The sequence below is a fragment of the Arthrobacter sp. JUb119 genome, from assembly GCF_024807995.1.
GTDB lineage: Bacteria > Actinomycetota > Actinomycetes > Actinomycetales > Micrococcaceae > Glutamicibacter.
Window position 1 is genome coordinate 334,417 of the sequence record NZ_JANUFE010000001.1, and the last position, 24,533, is coordinate 358,949.

At 58.0% G+C, this 24,533-nt stretch carries 19 protein-coding genes and 4 tRNA genes; 15 read left to right on the plus strand and 8 right to left on the minus strand.

Going from position 1 to position 24,533, the window contains the following annotated elements; translation table 11 throughout:
- The first annotated feature begins 167 nt into the window (after positions 1-167).
- The 3 genes from nudC to M2368_RS01690 all read left to right on the plus strand — a co-directional run bounded on the left by nudC (position 168) and on the right by M2368_RS01690 (position 3,863).
- Positions 168-1,004, plus strand: coding sequence for an NAD(+) diphosphatase (nudC, locus tag M2368_RS01680; protein WP_498723951.1), 837 nt, complete (start codon positions 168-170; stop codon positions 1,002-1,004).
- The gene (locus M2368_RS01685) at positions 1,001-3,124 is read left to right on the plus strand and encodes an ATP-dependent DNA helicase UvrD2 (RefSeq protein WP_498723952.1); all 2,124 of its coding nucleotides are present in this window, start codon (positions 1,001-1,003) and stop codon (positions 3,122-3,124) included. Before nudC ends, M2368_RS01685 begins: the two co-directional genes overlap by 4 nt.
- Positions 3,125-3,251: 127 nt before the next feature.
- Entirely contained in the window at positions 3,252-3,863 is a 612-nt protein-coding gene (locus M2368_RS01690; RefSeq protein WP_498723953.1) for a M48 family metallopeptidase, read from the plus strand.
- 61 nt (positions 3,864-3,924) lie between these two features.
- Here M2368_RS01690 and M2368_RS01695 read toward each other — a convergent pair whose 3' ends face one another.
- Positions 3,925-5,352: a zinc-dependent metalloprotease gene (locus M2368_RS01695; RefSeq protein ID WP_498723954.1), complete on the minus strand. Its 1,428-nt coding sequence runs from the start codon at positions 5,350-5,352 to the stop codon at positions 3,925-3,927.
- 349 nt (positions 5,353-5,701) lie between these two features.
- Between M2368_RS01695 and M2368_RS01700 the strand changes: the two genes are divergently transcribed.
- The 6 genes from M2368_RS01700 (at position 5,702) to M2368_RS01725 (ending at position 11,259) form a co-directional block, all read left to right on the plus strand.
- On the plus strand, positions 5,702-6,649 hold the full coding sequence (locus M2368_RS01700) for a YlbL family protein (protein ID WP_498723955.1): 948 nt from the start codon (positions 5,702-5,704) through the stop codon (positions 6,647-6,649).
- Between the two features lie 130 nt (positions 6,650-6,779).
- Positions 6,780-9,815, plus strand: coding sequence for a UPF0182 family membrane protein (locus M2368_RS01705; RefSeq protein ID WP_498723956.1), 3,036 nt, complete (start codon positions 6,780-6,782; stop codon positions 9,813-9,815).
- 62 nt (positions 9,816-9,877) lie between these two features.
- Positions 9,878-9,951, plus strand: a tRNA-Met gene (locus M2368_RS01710).
- 465 nt (positions 9,952-10,416) lie between these two features.
- Positions 10,417-10,490: transfer RNA gene (locus M2368_RS01715), tRNA-Met, on the plus strand.
- A 263-nt stretch (positions 10,491-10,753) separates the two neighbouring features.
- A tRNA-Met gene (locus tag M2368_RS01720) sits at positions 10,754-10,827 on the plus strand.
- 358 nt (positions 10,828-11,185) lie between these two features.
- Positions 11,186-11,259: transfer RNA gene (locus tag M2368_RS01725), tRNA-Met, on the plus strand.
- Positions 11,260-11,375: 116 nt separating this feature from the next.
- Here the strand turns inward: M2368_RS01725 and M2368_RS01730 are convergent.
- Together M2368_RS01730 and M2368_RS01735 are read right to left on the minus strand one after the other, a co-directional pair.
- Complete coding sequence (locus M2368_RS01730) at positions 11,376-12,107, minus strand: PspA/IM30 family protein (RefSeq protein WP_105656844.1); 732 nt, start codon at positions 12,105-12,107, stop codon at positions 11,376-11,378.
- Positions 12,108-12,177: 70 nt separating this feature from the next.
- A complete protein-coding gene (locus tag M2368_RS01735) occupies positions 12,178-14,163 on the minus strand; it encodes a TPM domain-containing protein (protein WP_181148806.1) in 1,986 nt (661 codons plus the stop codon).
- 319 nt (positions 14,164-14,482) lie between these two features.
- Between M2368_RS01735 and M2368_RS01740 the strand changes: the two genes are divergently transcribed.
- The 4 genes from M2368_RS01740 to M2368_RS01755 all read left to right on the plus strand — a co-directional run bounded on the left by M2368_RS01740 (position 14,483) and on the right by M2368_RS01755 (position 18,733).
- Positions 14,483-16,006 (plus strand): S1C family serine protease, encoded by a 1,524-nt coding sequence (locus tag M2368_RS01740; protein ID WP_105656842.1) that lies wholly within the window; start codon positions 14,483-14,485, stop codon positions 16,004-16,006.
- 190 nt (positions 16,007-16,196) lie between these two features.
- Positions 16,197-17,018, plus strand: coding sequence for an electron transfer flavoprotein subunit beta/FixA family protein (locus tag M2368_RS01745; RefSeq protein ID WP_332498157.1), 822 nt, complete (start codon positions 16,197-16,199; stop codon positions 17,016-17,018).
- A 12-nt stretch (positions 17,019-17,030) separates the two neighbouring features.
- Positions 17,031-17,975 carry an electron transfer flavoprotein subunit alpha/FixB family protein gene (locus M2368_RS01750; protein ID WP_332485957.1) on the plus strand — a complete coding sequence of 315 codons (945 nt, stop codon included), beginning with the start codon at positions 17,031-17,033 and terminating at the stop codon, positions 17,973-17,975.
- Complete coding sequence (locus tag M2368_RS01755; RefSeq protein ID WP_105661499.1) at positions 17,972-18,733, plus strand: PIG-L deacetylase family protein; 762 nt, start codon at positions 17,972-17,974, stop codon at positions 18,731-18,733. Before M2368_RS01750 ends, M2368_RS01755 begins: the two co-directional genes overlap by 4 nt.
- Positions 18,734-18,824: 91 nt before the next feature.
- On the opposite strand, the gene M2368_RS01760 is transcribed toward M2368_RS01755, so the two are convergent.
- The 3 genes from M2368_RS01760 to M2368_RS01770 form a co-directional block, all read right to left on the minus strand.
- Positions 18,825-19,382, minus strand: coding sequence for an anti-sigma factor domain-containing protein (locus M2368_RS01760; RefSeq protein WP_105656839.1), 558 nt, complete (start codon positions 19,380-19,382; stop codon positions 18,825-18,827).
- A gap of 123 nt (positions 19,383-19,505) precedes the next feature.
- Positions 19,506-19,967, minus strand: a complete 462-nt coding sequence (locus M2368_RS01765; protein WP_105656838.1) for a tRNA (cytidine(34)-2'-O)-methyltransferase — start codon at positions 19,965-19,967, stop codon at positions 19,506-19,508.
- 44 nt (positions 19,968-20,011) lie between these two features.
- On the minus strand, positions 20,012-20,911 hold the full coding sequence (locus M2368_RS01770; RefSeq protein ID WP_105656837.1) for a J domain-containing protein: 900 nt from the start codon (positions 20,909-20,911) through the stop codon (positions 20,012-20,014).
- A 117-nt stretch (positions 20,912-21,028) separates the two neighbouring features.
- On the opposite strand from M2368_RS01770, the gene M2368_RS01775 reads away from it, so the two are divergent.
- The gene (locus M2368_RS01775; RefSeq protein WP_166650798.1) at positions 21,029-21,928 is read left to right on the plus strand and encodes a diacylglycerol/lipid kinase family protein; all 900 of its coding nucleotides are present in this window, start codon (positions 21,029-21,031) and stop codon (positions 21,926-21,928) included.
- Here the strand turns inward: M2368_RS01775 and M2368_RS01780 are convergent.
- Positions 21,897-22,655 carry a pyrimidine reductase family protein gene (locus M2368_RS01780; RefSeq protein ID WP_105661497.1) on the minus strand — a complete coding sequence of 253 codons (759 nt, stop codon included), beginning with the start codon at positions 22,653-22,655 and terminating at the stop codon, positions 21,897-21,899. The two genes, M2368_RS01775 and M2368_RS01780, sit on opposite strands and share 32 nt — an antisense overlap.
- A gap of 12 nt (positions 22,656-22,667) precedes the next feature.
- Complete coding sequence (folP, locus tag M2368_RS01785; RefSeq protein WP_332503499.1) at positions 22,668-23,594, minus strand: dihydropteroate synthase; 927 nt, start codon at positions 23,592-23,594, stop codon at positions 22,668-22,670.
- A 112-nt stretch (positions 23,595-23,706) separates the two neighbouring features.
- On the opposite strand from folP, the gene M2368_RS01790 reads away from it, so the two are divergent.
- Entirely contained in the window at positions 23,707-24,516 is an 810-nt protein-coding gene (locus tag M2368_RS01790; protein ID WP_426733975.1) for a hypothetical protein, read from the plus strand.
- Positions 24,517-24,533 lie beyond the last annotated feature (17 nt).

The window sequence follows — 24,533 nt, forward strand, 5'->3', positions numbered from 1 at the left end:
TCTCATTGATCAACAGCTATCCACATTGAGCAAGCATCAAGATTCTGGAGCGCTATGTGCATTAGGTTAGAGGTATGGCTCTGGCAGAAACTTATCGAACCCCACTTACCGGACTTCACTTCGGACAGTCTCTGATTGAGCGCCCACTGACCGAAAAGCAAGACCCGATGCTTTTGCCTGGCCTATTTAAGCAGCGCAGCACCAAGGTGCTGCTCATCAGTGGTGGTGGCGCGGCAACTATCGGCTCTGATCTCTTCTTTCTCAACGGCACGGACTACCTCGCAAAAGACTCCGAGCGCCAGGTGTACCTGGGGCGTGCATCAGGCACGGAATACGTTCTGGCTCTCGTTGATGCCGAGGACTATACCTCCAGCGGCATCGAGCGCTGGACGACGCTACGTGAAGGCTTCAACCTGCTCAATGAACTGCATGCAGAACTCTTCGTTGAAGCGCAGGCGATCGCCAATTGGATCCGTTCAGAGAAATTCTGCCCACGCTGCGGTTCACCCGTTAGGGCTGCCACCTTCGGGTGGGGCCAGCGTTGCGTGAACAATGACCACGAGCTTTTTCCACGTACCGACCCGGCAATCATTGCCTCGGTGATCGACAGCCAAGATCGATTGCTGCTCGGATCCAACGCCACCTTCAAGCACCGGATGTACTCGGTGCTTGCAGGATTCGTCGAAGCAGGGGAGTCCCTAGAGTCTGCTGTGCGCCGCGAGATCTTTGAAGAATCCGGTGTGCGTATTGGAGAGGTCGCCTACCGCGGTTCCCAGCCCTGGCCAATGCCGCGATCGCTGATGCTCGGTTTCGCTGCTGAAGCCTTGAGCGAAGAGCTGGTTCCGGATGGTGCAGAAATCATGGACCTTCGCTGGTTCACACGAGCCGAACTGCGTGAAGCTCTGGAATCAGGAACAATAGATATACCGCGCGGAGTCTCGATAGCCCACGCATTGATCCGTACCTGGTACGGCGAACCCCTTCCGGAGGCCCTGAGCAAGTGACCGAATACGACAACCCGCCAGCAGACAATTTGCTAGCGGGACTGGATGCTGAACAGCGGCAAGCAGCTGAAACCCTCAGCGGTCCACTGTGTATTCTGGCGGGCGCAGGAACCGGCAAGACCAGGGCAATTACCCACCGGATCGCCCACGGCGTGCATACTGGCATCTACAACCCGACCAGTGTTCTCGCGCTGACTTTCACCACGCGTGCAGCTGCGGAGATGCGTACCCGCTTGCGTCAGCTCGGCGCACCCGGCGTGCAGACGCGTACCTTCCACGCAGCTGCCTTGCGCCAGCTGCAGTACTTCTGGCCGCAGGCCGTTGGCGGTACCCTGCCGAACTTGGTAGAACACAAGGCCCCGCTCATTGCGGAGGCGGCGCGTCGCCTGCGCATTTCCAGCGACCGCGCCATGGTCCGTGATCTGGCTGCGGAAATCGAATGGGCCAAGGTCTCCATGCATACCCCGGAAAGCTACGCCAAGATTGCGTCTTCCCGAGAACTGCCCAACGGTCTCGAAGCAGTGAGCATGGCCCGCATCTTCCAAACCTACGAAGAGCTCAAAGATGACCGCGGAGTTATCGACTTTGAAGACGTACTGCTGCTGACCATTGCAATTCTTGAAGACAATGAAAAAGTCGCAGCCAGTGTACGCCAGCAGTACCGCCACTTCGTCGTCGACGAGTACCAGGACGTTTCGCCGTTGCAGCAACGGCTCCTGGATCTCTGGCTTGGCCAGCGCAACGAACTGTGCGTGGTGGGCGATGCCTCCCAGACCATCTATTCTTTCACCGGTGCACGCCCAGACTTCTTGCTGAACTTCGGCACACGGTTTCCGGAAGCAAAGGTCGTGAAGCTGGTACGCGATTACCGCTCCACTCCTGAAGTCGTGAACCTGGCGAATAAGGTGCTTGCTAATCGGCGCATTGAATCCCAAGTCCCTGACCGTAACGTGACCTGGCCCGAACCACTGGAACTCATCGCGCAACGCGATCACGGTCCGGCCCCTGAATTCTTTGAAGCGACGGATGACGAAAATGAAGCCGAGGAAGTCGCCCAGCGCATCAAGCGGCTGCTCAAAAACGGCCAGGACATCTCCGAGATTGCCATCTTGTACCGCACTAACGGGCAGTCCCAGGCTTTTGAGCAAGCACTGACGGCGTATTCCATCCCCTACGTAATGCGTGGTGCCGAGCGGTTCTTCTCCCGTCGCGAAGTCAAGGAAGGGATGCTGGCCTTGCGGGCCGGCTTGAGCGTCGCCGCAGATACTCCGGTTGCGCAGATGGTGCGCGATGTGCTCTCCTCGCACGGCTACTCGGCGAATGCCCCAAGCGGCGGCACTGGTGCGGTGCGCCAGCGTTGGGAATCGATGTCGGCACTGGTTCGCCTGGCCGACGAAGTCGTTGCGCTTAAAAAAGAACAAGACATTGATGCCACATTGCACGATGTGGTCAAGGAATTGGAAGACCGCGCAGCGATCCAGCACGCGCCAACTCTGGATGGCGTCACCTTGGCATCATTCCACGCAGCCAAGGGGCTGGAATGGGATGCTGTATTCCTGGTTGGATTGAACGAAGGCCTGGTCCCGATCTCCTATGCCAAGGACCAAGCGGGCTTCGATGAAGAACGGCGGCTGCTGTACGTGGGTATTACCCGCGCACGGAAGCACCTGTACCTGTCCTGGTCGCTGGCAAGGACCCCGGGCGGACGCGCGCACCGATACCCATCACGATTCCTCGATGGAATTAAATCGGTACGCCAAGCCAGCAGCAGGCAGCAGACCACCTACCGCAAACGCGAACAGAAAATCACGCCCGCAGTCTGCATGACCTGTGGATCCTTCTTGACCAGTGCAAAAGAGCGAAAGCTCAAACGTTGCGCCTCGTGCCCTGCTGCCTATGATGAAGCGTTGTTTGAGACTTTGCGTGAATGGCGATCGGAGGTTGCCCAATCCAACGCGGTCCCGGCATTCGTCATATTCACCGATGCAACCCTCATGTCCATCGCGGAGCACCAGCCGGATTCAATCCAGGGATTGTCGAAGATTCCCGGGGTGGGACGTAGCAAGCTTGAACGATATGGCGAGGCGGTGCTTGCGGTCGTTGGAGAGCGCCGAGCATAGGGTTCTCCACAAGTTGGCGAATTGGTCCGAAGCTGTTCAGGCTAGGACGTAGCTTAGAGAGATGACGTAGTGAGCGGTCGGGAAGATCCGCGGCCACTGCCATAGATGAGGAAAGAGGGGCAATGCAATGCCAGCTTTTCCAAACTCCGTCGACTTCATAGCGCCGGATGAGATTCCAGTGCGGGTTCTGCGCTCGGCCAAGCGCAAGAAGACCATTTCCTCCCAGTGGCGCGATAACCGGCTGATTATCCAAGTCCCTGCAGCGCTGGACGAAAAAACGGAACGCGCTTTCGTTGATGAGATGATCTCGAAGTATCGCAAGGGACGCCAAGCACGTACCGCGGGTCATACCGATGATGCGCTGGAGCGCCGAGCGGCATCTCTTGACCAGCAGTACTTCGCCGGCGAAGCCGCGCCGCAATCCGTGCGTTGGGTAGCCAACCAGAATAAGCGTTGGGGTTCGGCTTCATATCGGCAGCGCAGCATCCGCTTATCGGTCACGTTGCAGCATATGCCCAGCTGGGTGCAAGACTATGTTCTAGTCCACGAGCTTGCGCATCTGGTGGCCCCGCGGGCCGGCCACGGACCTAGGTTCCAGGCTTTGCTGAACCGGTTCGAACGCCGAGCGCAGGCGGATATTTTCTTGGAGGCATTCCACGCAGGCTACAACGCTCACGCCAAGGAATTGGGCCGGGCCCAAGATGAACTTTCGGGTTTCGGCCATGACGAAGAACAGTAGTTCAATGCACGAAGGAGGGATGTGCACTCGTGCACATCCCTCCTTCGAGGTTTCGATCTAATCAGCTCTTCGGATCCTCTGGATTCCCTGAGCCGTCATCGCCTTCGGCTTCGGGTTCAGCGTTGTCGAAGCCGCCGTCCAGAAGCTTACCCAGTGCTGCGTCGAAGTCGTCGAACTCGGTCGCGGCAACTTCACGGCGATGCGTGAAGCCCTTGGGATCGGTGAGGTCTTCCGCAGTAGGCATCAGATCTGGGTGATCCCATACGGCATCACGGCCCTCGATACCACGTTCGTCGTACAAGTGCTCCCACAGGGCAGCCGCTTCGCGCAGCTTGCGTGGGCGCAATTCAAGTCCCACCAGAGATGCGAAGGCAGTCTCAGCTGGGCCACCGGAAGCGCGGCGGCGACGCATCGTCTCGCGCAGGTGACCAGCAAATGGAAGGTTCTGAGCGGCCAAGGAGACCACATGATCAACCCAGCCCTCGATCAATGCCAACGTCAGTTCTAGGTTTTCTAGAGCTTTCTCCTGAGCGGGGGTGCGCTGCGGGGTGAACAATCCTTCACCCAGCATCGATTGCAGCGCTTCGGGGTTGGACGGATCGATACCGCGTACTGCTTCTTCAATGCGCGACATGTCGATATGGATGCCCCGAGCATAGGATTCCACGGCACCAATCAACTTGGAGCTTAGCCAAGGGACCCGGTTGAACAATCGTGCGTGAGCGTTCTCCCGCAGAATCACATACAGCAGGACTTCCTGCTCAGGGATTTCAAGGCCATCGCCGAACTTGCTGACGTTGGCCGCGATAATGCCTGGAGTGGTTCCTGCCAAAGGCAGGCCGATGTCGGTGCCGCCAAGCACATCGGTTGCCAAACCGCCCAGCGCAGTGCCCAGCTGCATGCCGAACATGCTGGCTCCGAGATTGCGGAACATGCCATCGGAATTGCCGAGCATGCCCTTCATCTCTTCGGGAATCTGATCCTTCATCGCGGTGGTGATTGCGTTAGCTACCGACTCGGCAACAGGCTCGGTGACCTGCTTCCAGGTGGCCAGGGTCTTGTCATACCATCGTTTACGAGTCCATGCCTCGGTCGAGCGGCCGTTCGACTCGAACACCGTAGCGTTGTTCAGCCACAGTTCAGAAAGGTTTGACGCATCGCTGATGGCGTTGTTGCGCGCGTCCGATACCGCCGGATCATCGCTGGCATATGCCTGCAAAGCGGTGTCGGATGCAAGCTTCCAGTTCACCGGACCGGAAGACGCGTTATTGCTCATCATCGCGGACATCATGGCCTGGGCCTGCTGCATCATTTTCTGCATCGCAGCCGGATCGCCTTGAGCACCAAGGGCATCACGAAGCTGCGGCGGGAGGTCATTCGGGTCGAATCCGCCACCGAAGAGCTGACCAAACATTGCAGAAAATGGGTCCTGCGGATTGTTTTCGTCGTCATCGCCGTTAGGGCGGTTATTCGGGGGGTTCTGTGCCATGCCTTTAAAACTACCGCGAGTAGCTGATAGTTCCCATGAATCTGGGCTTCAGTTCGCTTTCGGCACATCGAATACGCCTTGATGCTGATGCTTTTAAACCCAGGGCTTCAGTAGGCTAAGGGTGGGGATGTCTGCAAGGACGGATCCGCGTATTTTTTGACAGTTGGCGGGAGCAGGATCAGTGCACGTACAGGAACCACAAGACTCGACTTTGGAGCCAGGCGATTCCAGCCGCACTCCGCGAGGTTCCAAAACCATGAAACGCACCAGCTCCGGCGTCGTTGCGCTCCTCCTGATCGGCGTCATGATGTTTCTCCCGACGAATTTCATGATCCGGTCGCCTGGCCCAGTGTTTAACACTCTTGGCGAGGACAACGGGCACGATGTGGTCTCCATCAAGGGAGCCCAGTCATACCCTTCGGAGAGCGTCTTGGATCTGTTGACCATTTACGTCCAGGGTGGCGGGCAGAACCGAATCACCATACCTGTCGTACTTGAAGCATTGGTCAATCCGGCCAAGGATCTAGTTCCTGAAGAAACCATCATTTCTCGTGGTGTCTCTTCAGAAGAGAAGAATGAACAAAATGATTTCATGATGACTTCATCGCAGGACTTGGCTGTGGCAGCGGCTTTGGCCGAGCTGGATCAGGGCTTTACCGAGTGGCTTACGGTCGCTGAGTTCTCCACCGGCACGAATGAAAAAGTGCTTGAGCCCAAGGATCGCCTTCTGAAATTCGAAGGAGAGAAGATCACTTCGCTGGAACAGCTGAAGGAAGAACTGAATTCCCGCGGTGCAGAACCAGCAATCTTGACCGTTGGCAGACCGGATAAGCATGGCGTCTACAGCGACGTAGATGTCACTGTGAACACCAAGGAAGCCGAGAATGGCGAACGCCAGTTGGGTGTCTTCCTGGGCAACGAATACGAGTTCCCTATCGATGTGAGCTTCGGGTTGGAAAATGTTGGCGGTCCCAGCGCCGGCATGATGTTTGCCTTGGCGATCATTGACCGCCTGACGGAAGGCTCATTGGCGGGAGACCACCACATCGCAGGTACCGGTGAGATTTCAGCCGATGGCAAGGTCGGTCCAATCGGTGGAATCGCCCAGAAGATGGTGGCGGCGAAGAATGCCGGAGCAACCGTCTTCTTGGCCCCGGCTGATAACTGCGCTGAAGCCATTGGTCGTGTTCCTGCCGGACTGGATGTCATCAAGGTTGCAACCCTGTCAGAAGCTCGCCAGGCATTGGTGAAGATCGCCGAAGGTGAAGACCCGGCGACTTTCACGACATGCGAATAGATTTAGCCGCGCATCAAGGGAAGAATGTGATGCAAGGAAACCAATCTAGTACACAACGCCCGTACAAGAATTAGGTATACGAGTTCTCTTGTTGGGAACAACGGGAAGAACCCAAAGTAAGGAATAGATAGTGTCTTTCGGATCGGATAGTCCGTTCGGGGGTCCGCCGCGGCCCCAAGAACCACAACGACCTTCCAACCCTTCGGGCAAGAAAGCCTCACCGCTGACCCTGACCATCTTCGCGGTGGTCATTCTCGTCGCAGTCTTCGTTTTCTTGTCGAATTTCTACGCTGATATCCTCTGGTTCAACCAGCTGGGTTTCTCCGAGGTCTACTGGACTGAGCGGATCTCCAAATTAGTGATCTTCCTGATCGCTTTGGTGCTGATGGCGGTTCCAATGTGGTTCTCGATGCGCAGTGCCTACAAGCACCGCCCTGTCTATGCGCCAAACTCGACCCGACCTGATTCCATGTCGCGCTACCAGGCCCAGCTGGAACCAGTCCGCCGATTCCTGATGGTTGGCATTCCATTGGTGATCGGCATTTTCGCTGCCGTTGCCGTGGCCGGACAGTGGCAGACCATCTTGCTGTTCTTCAACCAGGTCGGTTTCGGTAGCACTGACCCCCAGTTCAACATGGATCTGGGCTTCTTCGTTTTCTCCCTTCCATTCATCGCACTGGTCAACGGCTTCCTGATCTCGGTCGTGCTGCTCAGCGGCGTGGCTGGTCTGCTGACCCACTACCTCTACGGCGGAATCCGCGTTGAAGAGCGTGGCGGCATAACCGTTGGCAAGGCCGCTCGGGTGCACACCGCAGTTGTTGTCGGAGTCTTCTTGATCTTCCAGGCTGTGAACTTCTGGATCGGCCAGTACGAGACCCTCACCGACCAGTCCGGCCGTGTCGCCGGTGCACTGTACAAGGATGTCCACGCTGTCATCCCTGCACAGATGATTCTGGCCATTGTGGCAGTCCTTATCGCCATCACCTTCGTGATTGCGGCAATCAACGGTCGCTGGCGTTTGCCATTGATCGGCACCGCCATGCTGGTAGCAACGATGATCGTTGCCAGCGGCGTCTACCCGTTCCTGATCCAGCAGTACAAGGTGGTCCCTTCCCAAAGGGCGTTGGAGAGCGACTATATTGAGCGCAACATCGAAATGACGCGCTTGGCTTTCGGTCTCGACGATGTCGAAGTTACTGACTACGATGCGAAGATCTCGACTGAGAAGAATGCGCTGGCCGAGGAAACCTCAACCACCGCGAATATCCGCCTGCTGGATCCAAACCTGGTTTCGGCTGCTTTCGCGCAGCTGCAGCAGTTCCGCGGCTACTACACCTTCGCCGAGACCCTTAACGTCGACCGTTACGAGATCGACGGCAAGGTGGAAGATACCGTTATTGCCGCCCGTGAAGTGAACGTGGACCCAACCGACACGTGGGTGAACCAGCACATCAACTACACCCATGGCTACGGCCTGGTGGCTGCCTACGGTAACCGCGTGGCTGCCGGTGGTCGTCCGGACTTCATGCTCGGTGGCATCCCGACCTCCGGTGATTTGATTACCGACGAGGATTACGAGCCGCGGATCTACTTCGGTGAGAATTCTCCGTCCTACTCCATTGTCGGCGGGCCGGATGAGGGATGGACCGACCAGGAACTTGACCGTCCAGGTACCGGTGGCGAGAACCAAGACACCCGCTATACCTTCCAGGGCGATGGCGGTCCGAACGTTGGCAACATGTTCAACCGCTTGGTCTACGCACTGAAGTTCGCCTCCACTGACCTCTTGCTCTCACAGAACGTCAATAGCGAATCGCAGATCCTCTACGATCGTGATCCTCGCGATCGCGTGAGCAAGGTTGCTCCGTACCTGACGCTGGATTCCCAGGCTTACCCTGCCATCATTGATGGCCGCGTGCAGTGGATCATCGATGGCTACACCACCTCCAACGACTTCCCGTATTCGCAGCAGCAGCAATTGGACTCGGCAGTGACCGACTCGCTGACTAATGCGCAGGACCTGTCTTTGACCGGCCGCGTGAACTACCTGCGCAACTCGGTGAAGGCCACCGTCGACGCCTATGACGGAACGGTCAAGCTTTACGCCTGGGACACCGAAGACCCGATCCTGCAGTCCTGGCAGAAGGTCTTCCCTACGGCATTGAACCCGTTGGATGACATGTCGGCTGAGTTGATGGAGCACGTACGTTACCCTGAAGACATGTTCAAGGTGCAGCGCGAAGTGCTAACCACCTACCACGTGGACAACCCGGACGCGTTCTACGAGTCCAACGACGCGTGGGCTGTGCCGGATGATCCGACCTCATCCGCCGCTGGCGTGAAGCAGCCGCCATACTTCATGTCCTTGAAGATGCCGACCCAGGATGAAGCGTCGTTCTCGCTGACCTCGACGTTTATCCCTGCTGCCGCGGCCAACGGCCAGCAGCGCAACGTGCTCTTCGGCTTCCTTTCGGCCAACGCCGATGCCGGCTCCGAACCTGGGGCGAAGGCCGAAGACTACGGCAAGCTGCGCCTGCTCGAGCTGCCACGAGATACTGCGGTTCCTGGCCCAGGCCAAGCACAGCAGAACTTCGATACCAACACACGCGTGACCACTGAATTGAACCTGCTGCGTCAGGGTGCTTCGGAGGTCAAGAACGGCAACCTGCTGTCGCTGCCAGTTGGCGGCGGTATCCTCTACGTTCAGCCGGTCTACGTTCAGTCCTCGGGACAGACCAGCTACCCGACCTTGCGTAAGGTCCTGGTTTCCTTCGGCGACAAGGTTGGCTTCGCCGATACCTTGGCTGAAGCACTGGATGAGGTCTTCGGCGGTGAGTCCGGTGCAGTGACTGGTGAGACCGAAGGCGTTACGCCAGAGGATGATCCAAAGGGCGAGAAGGAACCAACCAAGACTGATACCCAGAAGCTCTCCGAAGCTCTGGCTGATGCGAATGAAGCCATCAAGAATGGCCAGGAAGCGCTGGCCAAGAGTGACTTCGGAGCCTACGGCGAATCGCAGAAGCAGTTGGAGGATGCCTTGACCCGCGCGATGGACGCAGATGCGGCCATCAACGGCACCGAGGTTGACGGGGATGTGAAACTGGACGACGGACAAAATCAGGACGCAGCCCAATCGCCAGCACCCCAGGACGGTACTGAAGGCTAAGCACTAGCATCAGCTGACCGATTTGCTTTCACTCCGCGATGATGCAAGAATTGTCTAGTCATCGCGGGGTGGAGCAGTTCGGTAGCTCGCCGGGCTCATAACCCGGAGGTCGCAAGTTCAAATCTTGCCCCCGCCACGAATGGCAAAATGGAGATCCTAACGGATCTCCATTTTGCGTTAATCTGCAAGTTGCCCGTTGCCGGATCAGTACCCGTGAATTGATGTGGGAACTGCCGTCAACCCATGTACGGGAAGGGGGCGGTCGCCGGCATATGTGTAAGTTGGGGCCGAAGGCTGACGCAGTTCCAGGCCTACCGCAGGGCCCCGGGCGCTGGAAGGCCCGAGAATCTTCCCCTGAGCGGGCTAGGGTGATCGCAGCAGACTCTCAGGCACCTTGTGGCGACGGGCTACCCGCCGGAGTGTGCAATCATGCGGCGGAAGACCCCTGGGGTCTTTGAAACCCGGGTAACGCCGGGCCAAGGCATCTGGATATAACCAAAGGATAATTCGGATCAGGTCGGACATTTAGGCGTAGTGCGATTAAGGACACTCTTTTCGATTCGCTATTGAGTTCACCAGTTGGTAATGTTGTATTTACCGACGCGGGGTGGAGCAGTTCGGTAGCTCGCCGGGCTCATAACCCGGAGGTCAGAGGTTCAAATCCTCTCCCCGCCACGAAAGTGGAAACGGAGATCCGGAAGGGTCTCCGTTTTTGGTTTAACCGGACTTCTCAGGCCTGCGCCAATGGGCGACCGTGGCGTTTATTTTTATTCAAGCTCGCCGGATGGGTCTGAAAAGCTTTCTCTTCATCCGGGGGAGAGCCTGTGCAGAGTTGGGCGGTTGCCCCCGCTTCGCGAGCCGGGGGTGTCCTGGTGATGCAATGCACTATCCCAGGATTGGCCAAGTCATTCACTGATTGGTAATGTTGTATTTACCGACGCGGGGTGGAGCAGTTCGGTAGCTCGCCGGGCTCATAACCCGGAGGTCAGAGGTTCAAATCCTCTCCCCGCCACGAAAGTGGAAACGGAGATCCGGAAGGGTCTCCGTTTTTGGTTTAATTGGATTTCTCAGGACGGCGCCAACGGGTGAGCGTGGCCAAGCGCCAGTAGGCACATGATCGACTTCCCGATGGGGGAGCAACTAATATGTCCGCATTCACTGGGCCGAGGCGGACAGGCAGCGGACCCATGGCGTTGATTTTGTTTCGAGCCCGCCGGATGGTCCTGAAAAGCTTTCCCTTGACCCTGTGGAGATGCCGTGGGGAGTGGGGCGATTTCCCCGCTTCATGAGCCAGGGGTCTCTTGGTGATGCAATGCACTATCCCAGGATTGGCCAAGTCATTCACTGATTGGTAATGTTGTATTTACCGACGCGGGGTGGAGCAGTTCGGTAGCTCGCCGGGCTCATAACCCGGAGGTCAGAGGTTCAAATCCTCTCCCCGCCACGAAAGTGGAAGCGGAGATCCGGAAGGGTCTCCGCTTTTGGTTTAAGCATTAAAGAAGTTGGCTGGCAATGCTTTCGCACTGCCAGCCAATTGACACAGTTCAGAGAGCAGAAAGTTTAGCTCTCCAAAGCATCGGTTTGTTTGGCCTTCAGAGCGGCCAGACGGGCTTCCACCTCGGTCTGCTCACCCAGATCTTCCAGAGACTCGAACTGGGAGTCCAGGCTTGATGCCTGCAATTCTGCAGCACCGCGAACGCGGGCTTCTTCGCGACGAACCTTTTCTTCGAAGCGACCAATTTCGCTGGACGGATCCATGATGTTCACGGACTTGATGGCTTCATTGACCTGGTTTTGAGCGTGTGCCGACTTGGAACGGGCGACCAGCTCGTCGCGCTTGCTTGCCAGTTCGGTACGCTTTTCCTTCATCATGTTTAAGCCGCTTTTGAGCTTGTCCACGATCTCGCGTTGCGAGGCGATCGTCGGCTCGGCGGTCTTCATCTCGGACTCTGCCTGCATCTGGCGCTGGATGGCGACCTTAGCCAAGTTGTCGAACTTCGAGGCATCATCGGCATTGCCTGCAACTCGGAACTCTTCTGCCTTGTTGGATGCTGCCAGAGCCTTGTTGCCCCACTCGGAAGCTGCCTGCTCGTCTTCGCGGAAGTCGTCTTCCAGCATGCGCAAGTTGCCGATGGTCTGGGCAATCGCCTGCTCTGCTTCAGCAATATTGTCGTTGTAGTCGCGCACCATCTGATCCATCATTTTCTGGGGATCTTCAGCTGAGTCGAGCATTGCATTGATATTGGCCTTGGCCAACTGGGAAATGCGTCCGAAGATTGACTGCTTGATCATGGTTGGACCTTTCTGTCCGTCAAGAAAACACTATGAACTTGAAACCTTCTGGTGAAACTGGTCCGGCAAGCTAGAAGTTGCCGCCTCCTCCGCCTCCGAAGTCACCTCCTCCAAAGCCGCCTCCGCCGCCGCCGAAGCCACCGAAGCCGCCCCCGCCAAAGAAACCTCCACCGTCGCCGCCATCGGAATGACCGCCATGGCCTCCGCCGCCGAGGATGGTATTGATCAGGATGCCTCCGAGCATCGCGCCACCGATGCCATCAAACATCCCGCCCCCGCGGCCACGGCCGTAGTTCCCGTAACCGCGCGAGTCGCCGAAGCCGTCGAATCCGCTGACGTCGCTTTCGGCCATCTGCGCAGCTTGGTCAGCTAGCTGAATGGCACGCTGTGCGGAACCTACAGCACGCAGCGGATCGCTGCCAGAAAGCGAGCGCGCCTCATCGAAGGTGCGCTGCGCCTCAGCAAGGCGGGTTCGAGCTGAAGAGCGGACGCCGCCGCGACGGGCACGGATGTAATCGTCGGTACCGCTGATGCGCGACGCTGCGGTGTGCAGCAACGAATCCAGTTGTGCACGGGCTGATTGTTCCTGCTGAGCCTGGTTACGCGTACTTGAAAGAGCTTCTGAAAGCGGGCGAACGGACTCATCGAGCTGGGTGATCAAAGCCAGCGGGTTGTATTTGCCGCTGCTCAGTGCTTGCTTGGTATTCGCCAGAGTGCTTTCGACACCGGCCGCGGCGCTGGAAAGGCGGGGATTTGCTCCGTTGCCAACGAAGGCGTTCGCTTGAGCCAGGTCGCGTTCGGCCAGCGCGATTGCGGACTTCAAGTCTTGCTGGGCCTGCCCCAAGGCTTCGCCAGCCTTGTTGATGGCCTTGAGCAGCACATCGGCCTGGTCGTGGGCTTCTTCCGCATTCTGGATCAAGATCGCGGCATTGGATCGGTCAGTGGCCAGTTTCTCTGATGCCTGCTTCAAGGCGGAAGAAGCAAAGGTCAGGCGCTCGGCGGCCTGGTCGGCGTTGTCCTTGATCTGCGATACTGCGCTGGCGTCATATTGGCCGGCAAGGCGTTCCAAGTCTGCCACGCGGGCCGACAGCCTCTGGTTGAGCGGTTCCTGGTTCGCCGATACCTCAGTAATGCGATCCTCGGCATTCTGCTCCAGCTGGCGCAATTGCTTGAACTCGTCGGCATGGGCCTGCAGGGAACTGTTGACCTTCTTGCAACGGTCGATGATTTCATTCAACCATGAACGCTGATCTTGCTCGGTATCGGGGATATCGTCATCCAACTGCTGCTGCAGGCGGAAAGATTCAGTCAGGTGGTTCTTGGCTTGTTCAATATCCTCCACATAGACCTGGACAGCCTGCTTGCCGTATTGTGCTTCGGCGAAGCCCAATTCTTGCTGCGAAGAACGGATCGAGTCATCTGCAGCCACCAGCAATTGGTCTGCCTGCAAACGGAGCTTGTCCAGGGGGACCAGTTGCTGCTGCGGAGCAGGGGCCCCGTACTGTCCTGGGTGTTGGCCTTGGCTCTGGCCGAGTTGCGCGGTCTTCTTCTTGCTGCGCCGTGAAAGGAAAAGGAACCCAACCACAGCAACGGCACCAATGGCCAGTACGACGGTTAGGAAACCACCGCCAGAGGATGAACCATCTGGGCTGCCTCCACCTTCAACGCTGCGCATGCCAGCGATGGCCCCCTCGACTGCACCGGCCCAGTTTTTCTCACTGAGTGCCGGGCTGATTTGGCTGCTGTAGATTTCAGTATCGGCTTTGGCAATCGGACCGCCTTCGGCGCCAGCAAAATATGCTTGGCGGGTCTCGGTTGCCACCACCAGGATGGAGTCAGCGCTGCCCAAACCCTTTTGGTTGGCAACTTCGGCGGCCCATTGATCTGCCTGGTCTGGGTTGGAGAACTCGTCGACGAATATCGCAAACAGGTTTAGTCCGGTATTGCTGCGAAGTTCCTTAATTTCGGATTCCAAACGCGTTTCGTCGGAGCCGAGCACGCCTGAAGAATCGACGACGAAGTCGCCAGGTGGAATCGTTACAGGCGATTCAGCCATCGCAGGTGCCGATAAGCCGAAAGAGGCTACCGTTGCCAATATTGCTCCAGCAATGAGCCGTCGAGCTTTCATACGCATGTCTTGTTCCCCACCTGAAATGCATCAGTCAATCTAAAATCGGGAGAATCCCGATCTGGTGATCCCCGAGATTGGGTTCACACTTATGATTGATTCTATTTGCCCTAATGAACAACGTCTACGACATTCAGCTGGCAGAATAGTTAACTCACAGCCGGTGCTCAGACACCACAATTCGATGCCACAGACCAGAGTTGGATAATAGAACTCAAGAGATTCGACAGTTCGAAAGAGGCAAGCCATGAGCCAGACACCGAATGAGCCACGTGGGAACGATGCGGGCGATTCAGCAGAGCCAATTAACGACACCAATAACGACCCAATTGCTTCGGCCGAACCTACGGTGCGCTACCCGCGAGTGAATCAGGCTCCAAGCGCCAGCGAGAATCCAACCAGCGTTTACCCCGCGCCGTCCGTTGACAGAACGCAGAACGCGGCCCACTCCCACGGACAGCATTCCGACGCCCAGCAAGTCCAGAACGGCTCTCCCTACGGTTCCCCTTACGGCCCTCCGTCCAACGAGCCTGCGAATTACCCGATCCCGCCCGAGAAGCCTTCCAAGGACAAGAAGTCCTTCTCTGGCAGCACGCTCATCGCCGGAATGATTGCCGCGGCCTTGGTAGGTGGCGTCACTGCCGCTGGCACGACCTACCTGATGAATGACGACGCGGGGTCTTCCTCGGTGAGCAGTTCGCCGCGTGAGGGCGTGGTGATCAACAACCCGGACAAGGTCACCGAAGTCACCGCCGCTGCCGCCAAGGCAAGCCCAAGCGTGGTGACCATCGAGGTTTCCGGCAACGGTTCGGGCGGTTCCGGATCGGGCATCGTCATGGACGACAAGGGCAATATTCTGACCAACACCCACGTGGTTACCCTGGGTGGCGAAGTTGCCAATCCCAAAATTTCGGTCCAGATGAACGACGGTTCGGTGCATAGTGCCACCGTGGTAGGCACAGATCCTCTATCGGACCTGGCAGTCATTAATATCCAGGCCGACGGCCTAGTACCTGCCACCGTGGGTTCCTCGGCCGAGCTGAATGTCGGGGATACCGCTGTCGCCATCGGCGCACCGCTGGGTCTAAGCGGCACCGTCACCGACGGCATCATTTCCACCTTGAACCGCACCATCTCCATCGCTTCTTCGGCCGTTCCGAAGGAAAGCGACCAGAGCGAGGGCGGGGATGGCAACCAATTCAACTTCCAGTTCCCGGGACAGGAACAAGAGCAGCAGCGTTCAAGCGGTTCGATCTACGTAAACGTCATCCAGACTGACGCGGCGATCAACCACGGCAATTCCGGCGGCGCATTGGTCAACGCCAATGGTGAAATCATCGGTGTCAACGTTGCTATTGCCTCGGCAGGCAACAGCGAAGAAGGCGGATCGATTGGCGTGGGCTTCGCGATCCCTATCGACTATGCAAAGCGTGTTGCCCAGGAACTGATCGATAACGGCGTGGCTACCCACGGCCTGCTCGGAGCCACGGTGACCCCGCAGGGAGCAGCTGGATCCAACCAGCAGAACGCTTCGGCGTTCTCGGTGGGTGCCCGCGTTGTTGAAATTAGCCCTGACTCGGCAGCTGATAAGGCCGGACTGAAGTCCGGTGACGTGATCACCGGCGTCAACGGCCGTGCAGTCCAGGACTCGCAGACCGTGACCGCGGCCATCCGCGAGATTCCAGCCGGGGGAGAAGTGGAAATCAGCTACCTTCGCAATGGCAAGGAACAGACCGCAACAGCAACTGTCGGAGCGCTGTCAAATAACTAAACAAATCGTCATGATGACGCTGTGAAACAAGTGACGCGGGCTGGTGATCGACTAGCCCGCGTCACTTGTTGATCTGAGAGCGATAAACACCCAGTGAACTGCATTGTGTCGATACGATAGACACTGAAGGAATTAGCCTGCCCCGGTGCCCCGCACCGGTGCGGGCATCGAAGCTCGTAGGAAGGCGCGAATGAGCGAGGAAAGCACCACTCCACTGAAAATAGTGGTCCTGGTCAAACACGTCCCAGATGTTCAATTTGACCGTCATATCGATTCGGGAACGCTGCGCCTTGACCGTGCAGAATCAGTACTCTCCGAACTTGACGAATACGCCGTGGAAGCTGCTGTTTCCATCGTGGAAGCCAACGGCGGATTCGCCGCCGGGCATGAAGTCATCGCCGCGACCATGGGCGGCAAGGGATCGGGCAACTCCGTCAAGAAGGCCCTGCAGATGGGTGCCAGCTCAGGGCTGCATCTGAACGATGACGCCTTGGCCGGTTCCGACACCATCGCCACGTCGAAAGCGCTTGCGGCGCTGGTTGAGCATGCCGGCAACGTGGACCTGGTTATTACCGGGATGTCCTCGACCGACGCTGAAACCTCGGTTGTTCCAGCCCAGCTCGCAGAACGGCTGGGCTTTGCGCAGCTGACTCACGCGCTGGCCGTTGAGTTCGATGCCGCACAGCGTGAACTGGCCATTAAGCGCGATCACCTGGACCGCACTTTGACCCTGAAGGCGAACCTGCCGGCAGTGCTCTCGGTCACCGACCAGGCCAACGAGCCGCGCTACCCGAATTTCAAGGCCATCATGGCTGCCAAGAAGAAGACTGTCACCGAGCTGGACCTGGCCGCTATCGGCCTGGATGCAGCCGCGGTCGGCGCCCTCGGCTCGAACACCGAAGTTATCGCAGCTGAAGCCCGCCCTGCGCGCGAAGCCGGAACGGTCATCAACGACAGCGGCCAGGCAGGTATCGCCTTGGTTGATTTCTTGGCCGAACAGAAGCTGATCTAAGGAATATTGAACATGCCTTCAGCACTAGTATTTTTCACTGAGCTTTCCGCGGCTCCCTCCAAAGGCCAGCGCGAACTGCTGACCCTGGTCTCTGGTTTCGAGAACCCGGCCGTGGCCGTTGCCAACCAAGTCAGCGACGAAGCCCAGCAGGTTCTCGCTTCCTATGGCGTGGTGAAGCTATTCACCGCTTCCGGCGATGCCCCAGTTTTCGGCCAGCACGAAATTTCCGTGCTTGACGCAGCCGTGCAGGCTACTGCCGCCGAACTGGTCTTGCTTGCTAATGACAATTTCAGCCGTGAGCTCGGTGCCCGTTTGGCTGTGCGCCGCAACGGTGCGATTATCACCGACATCATTGGCATCAGCGGGGATCTTGTAGCTACCAAGGATGAACTGGCAGGAAGCTACAGCGTTCAGGCCAGGGCAACCAACGGCACCCTGTTTGCCACCTTGAAGCCGAACAGCATCGAAGACACGCCAGCGGCCTCCAGCACCGCCTTGGCAGTTGAGGAATTGGCTTTGGAGAACTCCAACGATGCCAAGGTCCGGATTGCTGCGGCGGAGGCGAAAGTCGCAAGTGATCGACCTGCCCTGACCGAAGCGCGCGTCGTGGTTGCTGGTGGTCGTGGTGTCAACGGAGACTTTGGCCCGGTTGAAGACCTTGCCGATGCCCTGGGAGCTGCCGTGGGCGCTTCTCGTGCAGCTACCGATGCCGGCTGGATCTCGCACGATGCGCAGATCGGCCAGACCGGTGCCACCGTCGCACCGCAGCTGTACATCTCTGCCGGCATCTCGGGAGCGATACAGCAGAAGGCCGGAATGCAGACCAGCAAGTTCATCATCGCGATCAACAAGGATGTCGACGCCCCGGTGTTCGAGATCGCAGACCTGGGTATCGTTGGTGACCTGGCCAAGGTCCTGCCGCAGGCCGCCGAAGAGATTCGACGTCGCAAGGCATGATCGATACAGCGCAATTCATTGGTGCAGGCGCCCAACGGGTCCTGGCCTTCGGCGCCCATCCCGATGATCTGGACTTTGGGGCAGCCGGGACGGTAGCGGCCCTGACCGCGGCGGGGGCAGAGGTTCAGTATTGCATCATGACTGACGGCGACGCCGGCGGTTTTGATGACCGGGATCCTGAGGAAACGGCTAAGCTGCGCCACGAAGAGCAGAAACAGGCCGCCGCCAAGGTGGGTGTGAAAACGGTCCACTTCCTTGGCGAACGCGATGGCTTCCTGGAAGCCAACCACGATGTCATGCGCAAGGTGGTCCGGCTGATGCGCCAGGTGAAGCCAACCATCGTGATTGCAATGCACCCGGAGCGCAAGTGGGATCGGATACAGGCCTCGCACCCAGACCATCTGGCCTGCGGTGAAGCGGTCACCCGTGCGATCTACCCGGCGGTGGAGAATCCGTTCTCCTACCCGGAGCTGCTGCATGGCGAAGGACTGGAAGCCTACAAGGTGCCTTGGCTCTGGTTGTGCGGGGCTCCGCAGGAACGCGAGAACGCCTATGTGGACATCACCGAATTCTTCGAGAAGAAGATGGACGCCTTGCGTTCGCACTTCACCCAGCACCCGGATGTTGCCGCCATGGAAAACTACGTTTTGCAGCAGTGCGAGGAAAACGCCGAGCGTGGCCAGCTGGGAAAGGGCAAGCTTGCCGAAGCATTCCACGCAGTTGCCGTGAACGCCCGCGACACGATAGCCGGGTTCTGAGTATCCAGGCAAAGCAGACCGGAAAAAGTTCGGGGCGAAGATCAAGAATTGATCTTCGCCCCGAACTTTTTGGCTGGCCAGAGGTGAGCTGCTAGCTCTCGTCTTCCGTTGCCTTGTCTTGAGCCAGTGGCAGGTCGACCGATGCTTCAGCATCTTCAGATGGAGCGTCAGGGATCTTGGATCCCTCAATGGTGATGTGGAGGGCAATCACGTCTTCAGCTGGAGACAGCCCAGCCGCGGCATCTTCACCGGTGCTGGAAACGATCACGGAGACGCTGCCGGACTCATGCACGGCCCATGCAACGTACTGTTCCGAACCGTCCAGGGCAGGCAGCTCGGAGAGCTCGACACCCACAGCGCTTTCGGACTTCGACGAGCTGAGCACCGCTTGGCCTCCGCTCTTCAATTCGACGGTCTCGGTGACTGCATCATCGGCCTTGGATGCTTTGGACGCCTTGGTGCCTCCATTGAGCAGGGAGAAAATGACCACCGCTAGGACAACGATGATGGCAAGTCCCGTGACAGCGAAGATCCAGCGCTTAGGCTTTTTCTTGGCTGCACGTGAACTGCTGGCCACTTGGCTCACCAGATCTAGACCCAGGTTCTCGTCCTGGGGCTCGTCGCGGTGCTGAGAATGGCTACCGTTCATTGTCTTGGATTCTCCCGAAATGTAGTCGGCACAGTTCAATACCCGAAAACTGCGGGTACAGACTCGAGCCTACTTTATAAAGATTAGGTAAAGCTGTATGCGTGGCGCGGGCTGGCTGGTACTTTATGCGCCAGCGAAGCCGTGCTGGCGCCAAGCTTCGAAGGCTACCACCGAAGCGGTATTGGCCAGATTCATCGATCGGCGGCCTGGAAGCATCGGCAAGCGGACCAGGTCGTTGATGCGCGGATGCTTCTTGTCTTCTGCGCTCAAGCCAACCGATTCACGGCCGAAGAGCAGGATGTCGCTGGCCTCGTAGCTGATATCCGAATAGACAGTAGTTCCTTCGGATGTGAAGGCAAAGACCCGGCCTTCTCCCAGTGCTTCAAAGGCTGCGTCAAGATTTTCATGCACCGTGACGTAAGCCAGGTCGTGGTAGTCCAATCCTGCGCGACGCAGGTTGGCATCCTCGAAGTTGAAGCCTAATGGCTTGACCAAATGCAGTTCTGCGCCGGTGATGGCGGCTAGTCGGATAGCGTTGCCGGAATTACCCGGGATCTCTGGGGCATTGAAAACGATACGAAACACTCAACCAGTTTAAGCTCTCACCAACAAGAAATAGGCCATTGACCTTAGTACATCGCTTCACGTAACTGCGCCAGGGCTAGGCGATCGACGACATTCGGCGATGGGCCAGAGCCCAAGAAGAGTTTCAACTCGCGAATCAATCCCGCTGCATTGAGCACATTCGGAGTCGATGCAAGTGTTGGATCGGCATTGCGCCGGTACTCAATGACCGGTTCGTGGTGATTGCCGTTGGCAGAAAGCACCAAGGTGAACGCAACTACGTTCATCTGCATGAATTGCCGTTGCAAACCGGAGATGGAGAACTGCGGAGGCTGCGTCAGCTTATTGCCGTGGCGCAAGACATTGCCATCAAATGAATAGTAGCCATCGGGCAGAGTCATCGTATTGATCACCGCCATGCGGTAACCGGCAATCAGCACATGATCGTAGTGCCCCGACGCGGGCGAACGCAGGCCGTTGACCAAACGGGCAGCTGGCAAGATATTCAGGACGTTCTTGGAAAGCAGGTTGATGGTCTGCGCCTCGCGGATCAGCCGTGCACGGTTGGAGAACAGACCGCGTTTTCGGGGTTCTCCATGAACGCGCTGCTCACAGACTTTTCTGTCCAGCAATGTAGGAGACGTATCCGAGAACGGTGGAACATATTCGGTGGGCAACTGCGCCTTGGGCTGCTGAGGGCTCTTGCGCAGGCGCTCGTCAAAAGGACGGGCGCTGAACCCGGCGCGTGGAGCGTTGCCCGGAGACTGGAAGGTCTGCTCATAACCCAGCGGAGACGCCATCTCGCTGAGCTGCTGGAAAGCGCGCTGTACTTCTTTGAACTTTTCTTCGCTGCCACCGAGATCGGGATGGGTCGCGCGAGCGGCCCTTCGGTAAGCGACCTTGATATCTTCCATGCTCGCAGTAGGCGCGACACCAAGAATTTCGTATGGGCTTGGTGTACTCATTGAACGGAGGAATCCTCTCGGTGAAAAAGACCGGATGGCCAGTGTTCCCCAGTTTAGCGAATCCAACCCAGCAAATTCTTTGTAGAAGCGTCAAGTTGCTGGGTAATCTCTATGGTCATGAGCTCGTTTGGTCGCACCGCAGAAATCCGCATCATCTTCCACCCCGCCTCAGGCCGAGGCCGGGGGATGCGCCTTGCCCAGCAGCTTGCACACGCGCTTGGCAAGCTCGGGCTGGAACATGGGTTAGTTGATACTTCAAGGACGAGCGTGGAACTGGTGGGGGACCAGCTCAGAGCTTCGCGGGCGATCGTCATCATTGGCGGTGATGGGCTCATCCACCACTGCATCCAGCACGTTGCGGGAACTTCGATTCCCATCGGTGTCATCCCCGCAGGCAGCGGCAACGACTTCTGGCGCATGACAGGGGACGCGAATGCAGAAGAATCCTTGGCCAAGGTGATTGCGTTTTGCAAGCAGCCGGGAGCAACTATGCCCATTGACGTGCTGGAGCTGCGGTTTGACCAGGCCGGCAGAACACCGCGCTATGCACTGGGTGCCGTGTCCTGGGGATTTGAAGCCACCGTCAACGCGAAAGCCAACGCGTTGCCGCGGCAGCTGGGAGCACTGCGGTATATCGCCGGTTTGATCCTGTGCCTTCCCCAGCTGCGCGGATGCCCCAGTGGGGTGAGGGCCGACGGGCTGCGATTCAGCGGAAGCGTCCTGGCCGCCAGCGTCGCGAATATCAAGTCCCTTGGTGGCGGCATCAAGCTCTTCCCGCATGCTGATTTCACCGACGGTACCGCGGAATTGGCTATCGTACGCGGACCAAATATTCTGCGGGTCCTTCCGTATCTGGCAAGGATCCTCACCGGAGCGCCGCATCCATGGAAGGTCAGCGCAAACCTCACGCGGGCCCGCATCGAGACATCCCGGGACAGCTATGCTGACGGGGAATGCATGGGGGCCGGGTCCTTTGAGCTAGCTGTTATTCCCGCGGGGATCCAGCTGATTTCCTAAGTCGATAGTCGCAGAAGAGCATGCTGTCCTCTTCAAACAAGGAATGCAGCTCGAAGGCGTGGAACCCCTGCCGATCGTGAACCGCTATTCTCATGCCATCACCTGCCACAAGGACAGGGGAGTAGCTGATGCAAACCGAATCCACCGCGCCAGCCGAGGCGAACTGCCCAAAAACGTGAGGACCGCCTTCAGCGTGGATGAAGCCGTATCCCTTGGAATGCAGATATGCGATGATTTCGGTCGGATCACACCCGCCCTCGGTTTCGGAAACCTGCACGAGAGTGGCATTGGGTCCAAAGGACCGACGCTGTTCGTCGGTGACCTGGACGCTGGTGAAAAGCAGAACCGGAACCGGGGATTGGGCAAACACCGGGGCCGTTGGCTCCAGATGCAATCCTCGTGAAATGAGCGCCAGCACGGGTTGTGGCGGCAGGCCATGCTCGATACGCCACGCCATGTCCTCCGCGGACAGGAGCTGGCCTTCGTAGCCCTCGGCACGAACCGTTCCAGCACCCACCATGATCACGTCGGCAAGCCGGCGCAAGAGTGCGAAAACCCTCTGATCGCCAGGAGAGCCCAATGCTTTGGAGAGCCCATCAACCTGGGCACTTCCGTCGATGCTGCTGACGAAGTTGAAACGAACGAATGGGCGATGCTCGCTGGAATAGCGCTCAAGCAGGAACTGGTCATCAACCTGATCTGCTGGTTGGGGAAGCAGGGCACGCACCTGGGAAACTCCTTACTTGCTGACTTCGGGTTCTGGGTGAGCAGGAGGATTGACATCCCCCATGTTATGTATCTGGTAGGCAGGCTCCCGCCACCCTTGAGCTGCTTCGAGCAGGCGTACTGTCTGCACCGATTCAGGAATATTGTGCATCCGCAATATGCGGGCACCGTTCATGGCACAGATCGTTGCTGCCACCATAGAACCAACCATGCGCTCAGCCTTCGGCAAGTTCAAGGTTTCACCGATAAAGTCCTTGTTCGAGACCGCTGCCAAGGCCGGATAGCCCAAATCGGCAAAGGCCTGGAACCCAGCGGTCAAATCCAGAGTGTGGCGGGTGTTCTTGTTCAGGTCGTGCCCTGGATCAACAATGATCTTTGCCGCAGAAACACCAGCGTCCAACGCAATCTGGATTTTCTCCAGCAGATACTGGCGGATCTCGGCCACCACATCGTCGTAACTAGGGCGCGGGTAAACGGTGCGGGGCTTGGCTAGCGAATGGGTGATCACCACATGCACGTTGTTCTTGGCTACCACCCGAGCCAAACCGGGATAGGAAAAGCCTGTGGTGTCATTGATGACATCAGCGCCGGCATCAATGGCAGCCTGCGCCACCTGTGGATGGAAAGTGTCTGCAGAAATAATCACCGAACTGCGGCTACGCACTTGATGGATAACCGGCACAATTCGCTCTGCTTCCTCCTGCCACGGGAGCTCCGGGCCAGGAGAGAAGGGGACTCCGCCGATATCCACCCAGTCAGCACCTGCCTCGACCGCACGCATGGCAGCGGCCACAGCATCATCCAAGCCAAAGGTCGACCCGGCATCGTAGAAAGAATCCGGAGTGCGGTTGATCACTGCCATCACCGCGATCCGCTGTGAGAAATCCAGGGAGCGCTGGGAGAAATCATGGACTGGAACCAAGAAATCAGGCTTGAACATGCAGGAAGGCTCCCTTAGCTGGAATCGACACGTCATCAGTTGTTCCTCTATTCATACCACCGACCACGGTTCGGAGGAGGAATCCGCCCGCTGCTCTCGCTAGGCTTGGACCATGCAGTTTTCACACCTCTCCGCAGCCCACGGGCAATGGATCGCCGCAGCTTGTGCATCAGCCGACCCCAGCACGGTAGTAGCCCAGATCCCGCATGGCTACGAACGCTACGTCCGCATCCTTCACCCAGCACTGGATGAAGATGACCAGTTGGTGCGCTGGGAGACGGTGGCACAGAGCCGCAAGCACATCATCACCGCCGCGGATCTTTTTGAAACCGTGGCCGGACTGGACGCGCAAGGCAATCCTGCGACCGAAGACGCCTGGGTAGATACCGACCTGCCGCTGGACCAGCTCCCGGAATCGCAATGGCAAGCACTAGCCGCCGAAATGGTCCGGGTTTCTGCCAAAGACCAGAAGTTCGTGGTGGGCTTGTGGGCCGGTTACGCATTTATCGCGGGCGGGGAACGCATACAGATTGAGCGCGAGCCGGATCCTGCATTGAGCGATGACGAGAACCAGCGGGTGTACGAGTTGGCGCTCGCCGAGGCGCAGAAACCTGCCTTTGGTCCCGAGATCATCCAGGCAGATCCGTTCGACCTGGGTGGCGGATACCGGAACTACCACCTGTTCGAAGCGGACGCGGAGTTCCTGGCGCAGCCCGAATGGGCCAGAACTGCCGACGGCGCCCAACGCCAGCGCCCGGCGCTGGCGTTTGCGGCGGACCATTCCTGGATGCTGTCGACAGAACCGTTTGATGATTGCACCATCCTGGGTGGTCCTGCTTCATTGATTGAGGCGGTCTTGAACAATCCGGCGCTGGAGGCCATTGAGGTTGGCCAATTCACACGGATCGGCCATTCAAACTAGGGCGCCCCACCCCGTAC

Coding starts and splice junctions, on each gene's coding strand:
- nudC (WP_498723951.1), top strand. CDS start 168: ATGCTTTTGCCTGGCCTATTTAAGCAGCGCAGCACCAAGGTGCTGCTC.
- M2368_RS01690 (WP_498723953.1), top strand. CDS start 3,252: ATGCCAGCTTTTCCAAACTCCGTCGACTTCATAGCGCCGGATGAGATT.
- M2368_RS01695 (WP_498723954.1), bottom strand. CDS start 5,352: ATGGCACAGAACCCCCCGAATAACCGCCCTAACGGCGATGACGACGAA.
- M2368_RS01730 (WP_105656844.1), bottom strand. CDS start 12,107: ATGATCAAGCAGTCAATCTTCGGACGCATTTCCCAGTTGGCCAAGGCC.
- M2368_RS01735 (WP_181148806.1), bottom strand. CDS start 14,163: ATGGCTGAATCGCCTGTAACGATTCCACCTGGCGACTTCGTCGTCGAT.
- M2368_RS01740 (WP_105656842.1), top strand. CDS start 14,483: ATGAGCCAGACACCGAATGAGCCACGTGGGAACGATGCGGGCGATTCA.
- M2368_RS01745 (WP_332498157.1), top strand. CDS start 16,197: ATGAGCGAGGAAAGCACCACTCCACTGAAAATAGTGGTCCTGGTCAAA.
- M2368_RS01750 (WP_332485957.1), top strand. CDS start 17,031: ATGCCTTCAGCACTAGTATTTTTCACTGAGCTTTCCGCGGCTCCCTCC.
- M2368_RS01755 (WP_105661499.1), top strand. CDS start 17,972: ATGATCGATACAGCGCAATTCATTGGTGCAGGCGCCCAACGGGTCCTG.
- M2368_RS01760 (WP_105656839.1), bottom strand. CDS start 19,382: ATGAACGGTAGCCATTCTCAGCACCGCGACGAGCCCCAGGACGAGAAC.
- M2368_RS01770 (WP_105656837.1), bottom strand. CDS start 20,911: ATGAGTACACCAAGCCCATACGAAATTCTTGGTGTCGCGCCTACTGCG.
- M2368_RS01775 (WP_166650798.1), top strand. CDS start 21,029: ATGAGCTCGTTTGGTCGCACCGCAGAAATCCGCATCATCTTCCACCCC.
- folP (WP_332503499.1), bottom strand. CDS start 23,594: ATGTTCAAGCCTGATTTCTTGGTTCCAGTCCATGATTTCTCCCAGCGC.
- M2368_RS01790 (WP_426733975.1), top strand. CDS start 23,707: ATGCAGTTTTCACACCTCTCCGCAGCCCACGGGCAATGGATCGCCGCA.